The organism is Gemella bergeri ATCC 700627, assembly GCF_000469465.1.
GTDB classification, from domain to species: Bacteria; Bacillota; Bacilli; order Staphylococcales; family Gemellaceae; genus Gemella; species Gemella bergeri.
Window position 1 is genome coordinate 67672 of record NZ_KI271821.1, and the last position, 7962, is coordinate 75633.

Genomic DNA, 7962 nt, shown 5'->3' on the forward strand with positions numbered 1-7962 from the left:
ATGTTACAACTAAAAGGTATAGCAGCTTCTCAAGGTATATCTTTTGCTAAATCGTATATATTAGTAGAACCTAACTTAACAGTAAAAGAAATTAAAATTCAAGATGTAGATGCTGAAATTAAACGTTTTGAAAACGCAATTGAAGTATCAAAAAAAGAATTAACAATTATTAAGGAAAAAGCATTAGAAAATCTTGGTACGGACAAAGCTGCTATCTTTGAGGCTCACTTGTTAATTTTAGAAGATCCTGAGTTTATGGGAACTGTTAAAACTGATATTGAGTCAAAAGTAATTAATGCGGAGTATGCATTAAAAGAAACAAGCGATATGTTTGTTTCTATGTTTGAGGCTATGGATAATGAATATATGAAAGAACGTGCTGCGGATATTCGTGATGTTTCCAAACGTATTTTAGCACATCTGTTAGGAGAAGATTTGCCTAATCCAAGCCTTATTGATGAAGAAGTGATTATTATTGCAGAAGACTTGACACCGTCGGATACTGCACAATTAAATAAACAGTTTGTAAAAGGTTTTGCAACTAATATCGGTGGACGTACTTCGCACTCCGCTATTATGGCACGTTCATTAGAGATACCGGCTGTTGTAGGTACTAGTACGATTACCGAAGAAGTAAAAAATGGAGATATTTTAATTCTTGACGGATTGGATGGAGTGGTACTTGTAAATCCTGATGATGTTACCATGGCTGAATATAAAGAAAAACATGCTAAATTTGAAGCTAAAAAAGCAGAGTGGGCTAAGTTGGTGACCGAAAAATCCGTTACAAAAGATGGTCATGAAGTTATTTTAGCTGCTAATATCGGTACTCCAGCCGACTTAGATGGTGTTAATAATAACGGTGGTGAAGCTATCGGTTTATATCGTACAGAGTTTTTATATATGGGACGTGATCAACTGCCAACAGAAGAAGAACAGTTTGAAGCGTACAAATCCGTTTTAGAAGGAATGGGAGATAGACCGGTTGTTGTGCGTACTCTTGACATAGGTGGAGATAAAGAACTACCTTACTTGGATCTTCCTAAAGAAATGAATCCATTCCTAGGTTTTAGAGCGATTAGATTGTGCTTAGAAGAAAAGGATTTATTTAGAACTCAATTAAGAGCGTTATTACGTGCATCTGTTTATGGAAAATTATGTGTAATGTTCCCTATGATTGCAACTATTCAAGAATTTCGTTCGGCTAAAGCGTTATTCTTAGAAGAAAAAGAAAAATTAGTTGCAGAAGGTGTTGCAGTAAGTAATAACATTGAATTAGGTATCATGGTTGAAATTCCGTCAACAGCTGTTATTGCTGATATTTTTGCAAAAGAAGTGGACTTCTTTTCGATCGGAACAAACGATCTTGTGCAATATACAATGGCTGCAGATCGTATGAGCGAAAAAGTATCTTATTTATATCAACCCTATAATCCTGCTATTTTACGCCTTGTAAAAAATGTTATTGAAGCATCTCACAGGGAAGGTAAATGGACCGGTATGTGTGGAGAGATGGCAGGCGATAGTTTGGCAATTCCGTTGCTTTTAGGTATGGAATTAGATGAATTTTCAATGTCGGCAACATCAATACTTCAAGCAAGAAGTCAAATTAAAAATTTATCATTAGATAAAATGAAAGAATTAGTTAATAAATCAATTAATTGCTCAACAACGGAAGAAGTATTGGCTCTAGTTGAAGAATATACTAAATAACAATATTAAGAAACTCATAGTTTATATAAACTGTGGGTTTTAAATTTATATACTCTAATTATTAATAAATATAATAAATAAATTTTTTTATTTTTTCTCATAAATATCAAAGTTTATGATATAATTAATTTAAAATAATAAGGAGATTTATAAGGATATGTTTATAGTGGAAGTTTGTGCAAATAGTGTTCGTGATTGTTTAATATCTCAGACAGAAGGTGCCGGAAGAATTGAACTCGTTGGTGCAACAAATATAGGGGGATTAACTCCGACAACAACAACTCTTGATATGGCGCTTGAGCGTGGAGTTACTATTCCTATAATATGTATGGTAAGACCCCGCGGAGGTGGATTTTGTTATACAGAATTAGAAAAAGAACAAATGTTTAGAGAAGCGAGGGAATTATTAAAACACGGTGCCAGTGGTATTGCGTTCGGATTTTTAACAGAAGATAGAAGGATAGATTGGCGAGCAACTGAAAAAATGATAGAGTTATGCGATTCGTTTGGAGCGGAGAGTGTTTTTCATCGTGCATATGATGTTGCAAAAAATCCGGAACACAATATTCAGAGATTAGTGGGATTAGGTTGTACCAGAATTTTAACCAGTGGATTAGGGGAAACGGTGGAGCAGGGAGCTAGTATGCTGCGTTATCTTCAAGAAAAATATGGTCGTCATATAGAGATATTAGCAGGGGCCGGTGTTAATTCAAATAATATAAAGAGTATAGTAGAACAAACGGGTGTAACACAAATTCACGGAACATTTAAAACTTGGGGGATAGATCCTACAACAACCGGAGAAAGAGTTTCCTATATTTATAGTAATGAAGGCCATTATGAAGAAACAAGTCCGGAAGTATTAAATAGGGTAGTAGAACTTTTACAAGAACAATAAGGGGTCTTTAGGGAGAATATTATGAAAGTAGATAAAGATGAAATAATTGTTTTTTTTAAACAAAATAGTAAAACAATGCTTTGGGCCTTAGTAATCAGTATTATTTTATTTTGTGGAGTGATTTACTTTTTTGGAAGTAGTAAAACTGAGGATTATAGTGATACAAACTTTGCTAAAGAAATTAAAGAAATATCACAAGAAAAAACTTCAGAAGTTTCAAAAAAAATTTTTGTTGATGTAAAAAGATATTATTGATGAAGCCGGTGGATTGTTAGAGGATGCGGATACATCAAATATTAATCTTAGTCAAAAATTAAAAGATCAAATGGTTATTAATATACTCAAAAAAGGTGAAAAATCGAAAAATAAAGATAGTTCAACAGATAATTTTCAAAATGAAAATAAAGAAATAATTAATATTAATACAGCCGATAAAGATCAGCTTATGAAAATTTCCGGAGTAGGAAAAACAAAAGCGGAAGCAATAATTTCTTATCGTGAAAAAAATGGAGAATTTAAAAATAAAGAAGAAATAACAAAAGTAAAAGGCATAGGGAAAGCAACCTACGAAAAAATAAAAGAAAATATAGAGGTATAACAGTTATGGAAAGAATTAGTTGGGATGAATATTTTATGGCACAAAGCCATCTCTTATCACTTCGTTCTACTTGTAGTAGATTAGCGGTTGGTGCAACAATAGTGAAAGATAAAAGAATAGTATCCGGCGGATATAATGGATCTATAAAAGGAGATGAACATTGTATTGATGTTGGTTGTAAAGTTGTAGAAGGTCATTGTGTGAGAACCATTCATGCGGAAATTAATGCAATCCTTCAATGTTCTAAATTTGGTGTTGGAACAGAAGGTGCAACTATTTATGTTACGCATTTCCCATGTTTAAACTGCACAAAATCAATTATTCAAGCCGGTATTAAAGAAATATGTTATGCAAATGATTATAGAAATAATGAATATGCAAAAGAGTTATTAGAAAAATCAGGTGTTATAGTTCGTAAGGTGGATTATGACGTTAAAGCGGTAGTAGAAAGGTTATTAAATAAAGAATAATGTTTTATTTACAATTAGTTTTACTGGCGTTAATAGGTATATTATTAAACTATAATATACAAATCGCTTTAATGCTAACGGTTATTTTTCTGATAATACTTATGAAAAATAGAAATTTAAACGCTAGGAAAACTATCTATTGTTTGATAGTCTTCTTGGCGTTTTTTGTTCGTGGTGTGCATATTCAAAAAACAAATATTACCCATCTTAATAATTCAAATTCTCAAAAAATCACGTTAAATATAGATGATATGATAACTGTTAATGGTAATTATTTAAAAGGAATTGCCAGTATAGATAATGAAAAAGTATTGTTTAATTATACTTTGAAAACCGAAGCAGAGAAAGAATTTTTTAAAGAAAATTTTACTATTGGAAGAATCTATGCAATAGGGAGCATAGAAGATTTGAAAGAACGAAATAATTTTTATTCATTTGATTATAAAAATTATAATAAAAATAAAGGAATTTTCAAACAAATAACTTTAAAAAATATAGAAAAAATTGAAGATAGTAAAAATATTTTATCAAAATTAAAAGAGATTAGAATAAAACTTATTAAAAAAATAGATAGAAATATTACTTTTGATAAAAGCGGATACTTCCAAGCACTGATATTTGGGGATAAGAGCTATATGAAAAAAGATGATGTTGTCAGTTATAAAAATTTGGGAACGAGTCACCTTCTTGCAATATCAGGACTTCATCTGGGAGTATTAGTAGGATTAATTTATTATGTGTTGGGTAAAATGAGGGTAAGTGTTGAAATTATAGAAAAAATAACTTTTCTTGTTTTACCATTTTATATTTTTATTAGTGGGTTAAGTCCTTCCATTTTAAGGGCTGGTGGAACAATTTTAATTTTTATTTTGTTGAGAAAAAAAGAAAAAAGTAAAGTTGAGTCTTTATGTATAACATGTATAATTTTATTAGCACTAAAACCTCTTTATGTATTTGATATAGGATTTGAACTTTCATTTTTTATAGCTTTCAGTCTTTTGATGTCCGGTGATTATATAAAAAATTCTAAAAATTCGCTACAAAGAGCTTTTAAAATCAGCTTAATTTCAAGTGTGGCAAGTTTCCCAATATTGGTGGCTAATTTTTATACGTTTTCGTATATTTCGATAATAAGTAATATTATTTTAGTTCCAATATTTAGTTTAATAATTTTTCCAATAGTATTGATAAGTTATACCGTTTCTTTAATAAATTTATCCCTTTTTAAAATGTTGTTTAAACCTATCATAAACATTATGTTCAATGTTTATGATAAAATACAAGAATTATTTGGTATTTTTAAACCTATAGTAATAGGTAAACAAAAAATTATAACATTAATAATTTTATTTTTATTAGTATTGTTTATTTTAGTTAATCTAAATAAACATAACAATAAGTTAGTTATCGTTAATTTAATAATTTTGATTTTTATAATAGGTAGTTTTAATTTATTTAATTATGAATATAAATTTGAAAAATTAATTATTTCAGGAAAAGAAGTTTATTATTTAAGAGAAAAGAATAAAACTTTGTTAATAAATACTTCAGACAATATTAAAAATTTTTATACAGATTTTAGAAAAAAGGATAGTGAATATGATATAATAGACGAATATCATTTACTGTTAAATCATGAATCAAAGAGAAATTTTGATTATTTATTAATAACAAGTTCTAATACTAATATTAGCGGTTATGCAAATGAAATAATAGGCCATAATTTAGTGAGAAATATTATAATTTTAGATAATCGGGATGAAAAGATAAAAGAATTGGTAAAACTGGCTAAATTTAAAAATATAAAAATCAAAAAATTAGAAAAATATAGAGGAATAAAATTAGGAGAAGTGGATATTTATTATGAGAAAGATAAAATAGTAATAAATAAAAACAGTAATAAGTTTGAGATTAAACTAGAGGATAAATAATGAAAAATATATATGTAATCTACGGAGAAAATAAAGAAGCTATAAATGATTATGAAAAAAAAATAGCGAAAGATTATTTAAAAATATTAGATGAATTTAATTATATAAAAATAAATATGAATGAAAATACGATTGAGTCATTAATTTATGAATGTAGGAGTAGCGGTTTGTTTGGTAATGAAAAAGTTGTTATTGCCGAAAATTGTAATTTTTTATTATCAAAACCTAAAAAAATAAAAGTAGAACATAATATTGATGTTTTAGAAAAATATTTGAATAATATTAATGAAAAAGTTGTTTTAATATTAAAATCTTCTGAAAAAATTGATAATAGAAAGAAGATTGTAAAAATCTTGAAGACACAAGGGGAGATAAAAGAATTTTCTAATTTTAATGAGAGAGAGCTTGTAGATTTTATTGTTAAAGAAGTTAAAAATTATAACATAAAAATTACTAAAGAAAATGCACAATTTTTAGTAAATTATACTAGACTTGATTTTTCAAATATTAAACGTGAACTTGAAAAGTTGTTACTGTACTGTGAATCTAAAGGCAGTATAAAAAAAGAAGATATAGAGTTACTGACTACCAGAAGTTTGGAATATGATGTTTTTGCTTTGACTAATGAACTTTTTAATAAAAATTATGATAAATTAAGGGAAGTTTATTCGATTTTAGTATTAAAGAAGGAAGATCCCGCATTTTTGCTTTCGTTAATAGCCGGTCAGTTGAGAATTTATTATAAAGTAAAAACACTTTTAAATGAACAATATTCTCAAAAAGAAATAGCGAAAAATTTAGGCCTTCACCCTTATAGAGTTCAATTGGCGGTGCAAGGTGTAGTCTATTATGATATTAATACGATAATGAAAACATTAATTCTTGCAGCAGAATATGATAAAATGTTGAAAACATCTTACATAGATAAGTATTTAATTTTAGATTTATTTATTAATAAACTAGTAGAAGAATTTAAATATTCAAATAATCACTAATAATAAGTAAATTCTATTAAGATTTTCAGTTTTAGGGTATCTTAAATAAGAGAAAAAAATACAAAAGTATGAAAATAAGGAGATAAAACTTATGGATATTGAAAAATTTGTTAAAAAGTATAGTGTAGAACGTCAAAATACCGATTCATTGAAATGGGATGCTCTGGAAGAAAAATTTGGTAATCCAAATTTATTAGCGTTATGGGTAGCCGATATGGAGTTTAAAACACCCGAGTGCGTAAGAGAAACTTTGAAAAATAGAGTAGAACATGGTGTATTTGGTTATACTAAGTTAAGTGAAAGTTATTATACCGAATATATAAAATGGCATAAAGAACGTCATAACTACACGATAGAAAAAGAATGGATAAGATTTTCTCCCGGTATAGTTCAAGCCATATTGTGGATATTACATGCTTATACAAAAGAAGATGATAGTGTTGTTATTATGCCACCTGTTTATTATCCTTTTTCTTTAATGATAAAAAATAGTAAGAGAAGACTGGTAGAAGTAAATTTATTAGAGAAAAACGGGAAATTTGAAATAGACTTTGAAACCTTTGAGAAAGTTATAAAAGAAAACAACGTTAAATTGTATATTCACTGTTCTCCACATAATCCGGTTGGAAGAGTTTGGACATTAGAAGAACAAATAAGAGTATTTGAAATTTGTGAAAAATATAACGTTCTTATATTATCAGATGAGATACATCAAGATTTTGTTTATAAACCACATAAACAAATAGCAACGTTATCGCTTGAAAATGGGAAATATACCAATAGATTAATTGTTGCAAATTCCGGTTCAAAAAGCTTTAATTTAGCTTCATTATGTCATTCTTCAATAATAATTGCTGATGAAACTTTACGAAAAAAATTTGACAATTTCAGCAAAAAATATTTAGCTGCAGAACCGAGTTATTTAGGACAAATAGCATTAGAATCAGCTTATCGTGGGGGAAAAGAATGGTTGGAAAACCTCAAAGAAGTAATCGAGTATAATTATAAAATGCTGTACAATGAATTTAAAAAATATTTACCGACTGTAACAGTTTATCCGTTAGAAGGAACTTATTTAGCGTTTGTCAATTTAAAAAGTATATTAAACGGTAGAACAACAAAGGAATTTATTCAAGATGAATGTAGCCTTGCAATAGATTACGGAGAATGGTTTGGGAAAAACTATAAAGAATATATTAGAATAAATTTAGCAACGACACCGGAAAATATAAAAGAAGCGATAAGTCGAATAATAGAAAGAGCATAAGTGAGAATAAATTATGAAATAAAGCGAATTTGATATTGTCAATTCGTTTTATTTATTTAAGAGTGTTTTACTATCTGATAATAGAACAAT

At 28.2% G+C, this 7962-nt stretch carries 8 protein-coding genes; all 8 read left to right on the forward strand.

Going from position 1 to position 7962, the window contains the following annotated elements:
• The gene (gene ptsP / locus HMPREF1983_RS02900) at positions 1-1713 is read left to right on the forward strand and encodes a phosphoenolpyruvate--protein phosphotransferase (RefSeq protein ID WP_021752794.1); all 1713 of its coding nucleotides are present in this window, start codon (positions 1-3) and stop codon (positions 1711-1713) included.
• A gap of 157 nt (positions 1714-1870) precedes the next feature.
• The gene (locus HMPREF1983_RS02905; RefSeq protein ID WP_021752795.1) at positions 1871-2611 is read left to right on the forward strand and encodes a copper homeostasis protein CutC; all 741 of its coding nucleotides are present in this window, start codon (positions 1871-1873) and stop codon (positions 2609-2611) included.
• A 21-nt stretch (positions 2612-2632) separates the two neighbouring features.
• Positions 2633-2866 (forward strand): hypothetical protein, encoded by a 234-nt coding sequence (locus tag HMPREF1983_RS07935; protein WP_021752796.1) that lies wholly within the window; start codon positions 2633-2635, stop codon positions 2864-2866.
• A 13-nt stretch (positions 2867-2879) separates the two neighbouring features.
• Positions 2880-3209 carry a ComEA family DNA-binding protein gene (locus HMPREF1983_RS07940; RefSeq protein ID WP_021752797.1) on the forward strand — a complete coding sequence of 110 codons (330 nt, stop codon included), beginning with the start codon at positions 2880-2882 and terminating at the stop codon, positions 3207-3209.
• A 5-nt stretch (positions 3210-3214) separates the two neighbouring features.
• The gene (locus HMPREF1983_RS02920) at positions 3215-3679 is read left to right on the forward strand and encodes a ComE operon protein 2 (RefSeq protein WP_021752798.1); all 465 of its coding nucleotides are present in this window, start codon (positions 3215-3217) and stop codon (positions 3677-3679) included.
• Between the two features lie 101 nt (positions 3680-3780).
• Complete coding sequence (locus HMPREF1983_RS02925; protein ID WP_245576421.1) at positions 3781-5610, forward strand: ComEC/Rec2 family competence protein; 1830 nt, start codon at positions 3781-3783, stop codon at positions 5608-5610.
• The gene (holA, locus tag HMPREF1983_RS02930; RefSeq protein WP_021752800.1) at positions 5610-6605 is read left to right on the forward strand and encodes a DNA polymerase III subunit delta; all 996 of its coding nucleotides are present in this window, start codon (positions 5610-5612) and stop codon (positions 6603-6605) included. Before HMPREF1983_RS02925 ends, holA begins: the two co-directional genes overlap by 1 nt.
• 91 nt (positions 6606-6696) lie before the next feature.
• Positions 6697-7872 carry a MalY/PatB family protein gene (locus tag HMPREF1983_RS02935; protein WP_021752801.1) on the forward strand — a complete coding sequence of 392 codons (1176 nt, stop codon included), beginning with the start codon at positions 6697-6699 and terminating at the stop codon, positions 7870-7872.
• Positions 7873-7962: the final 90 nt, after the last annotated feature.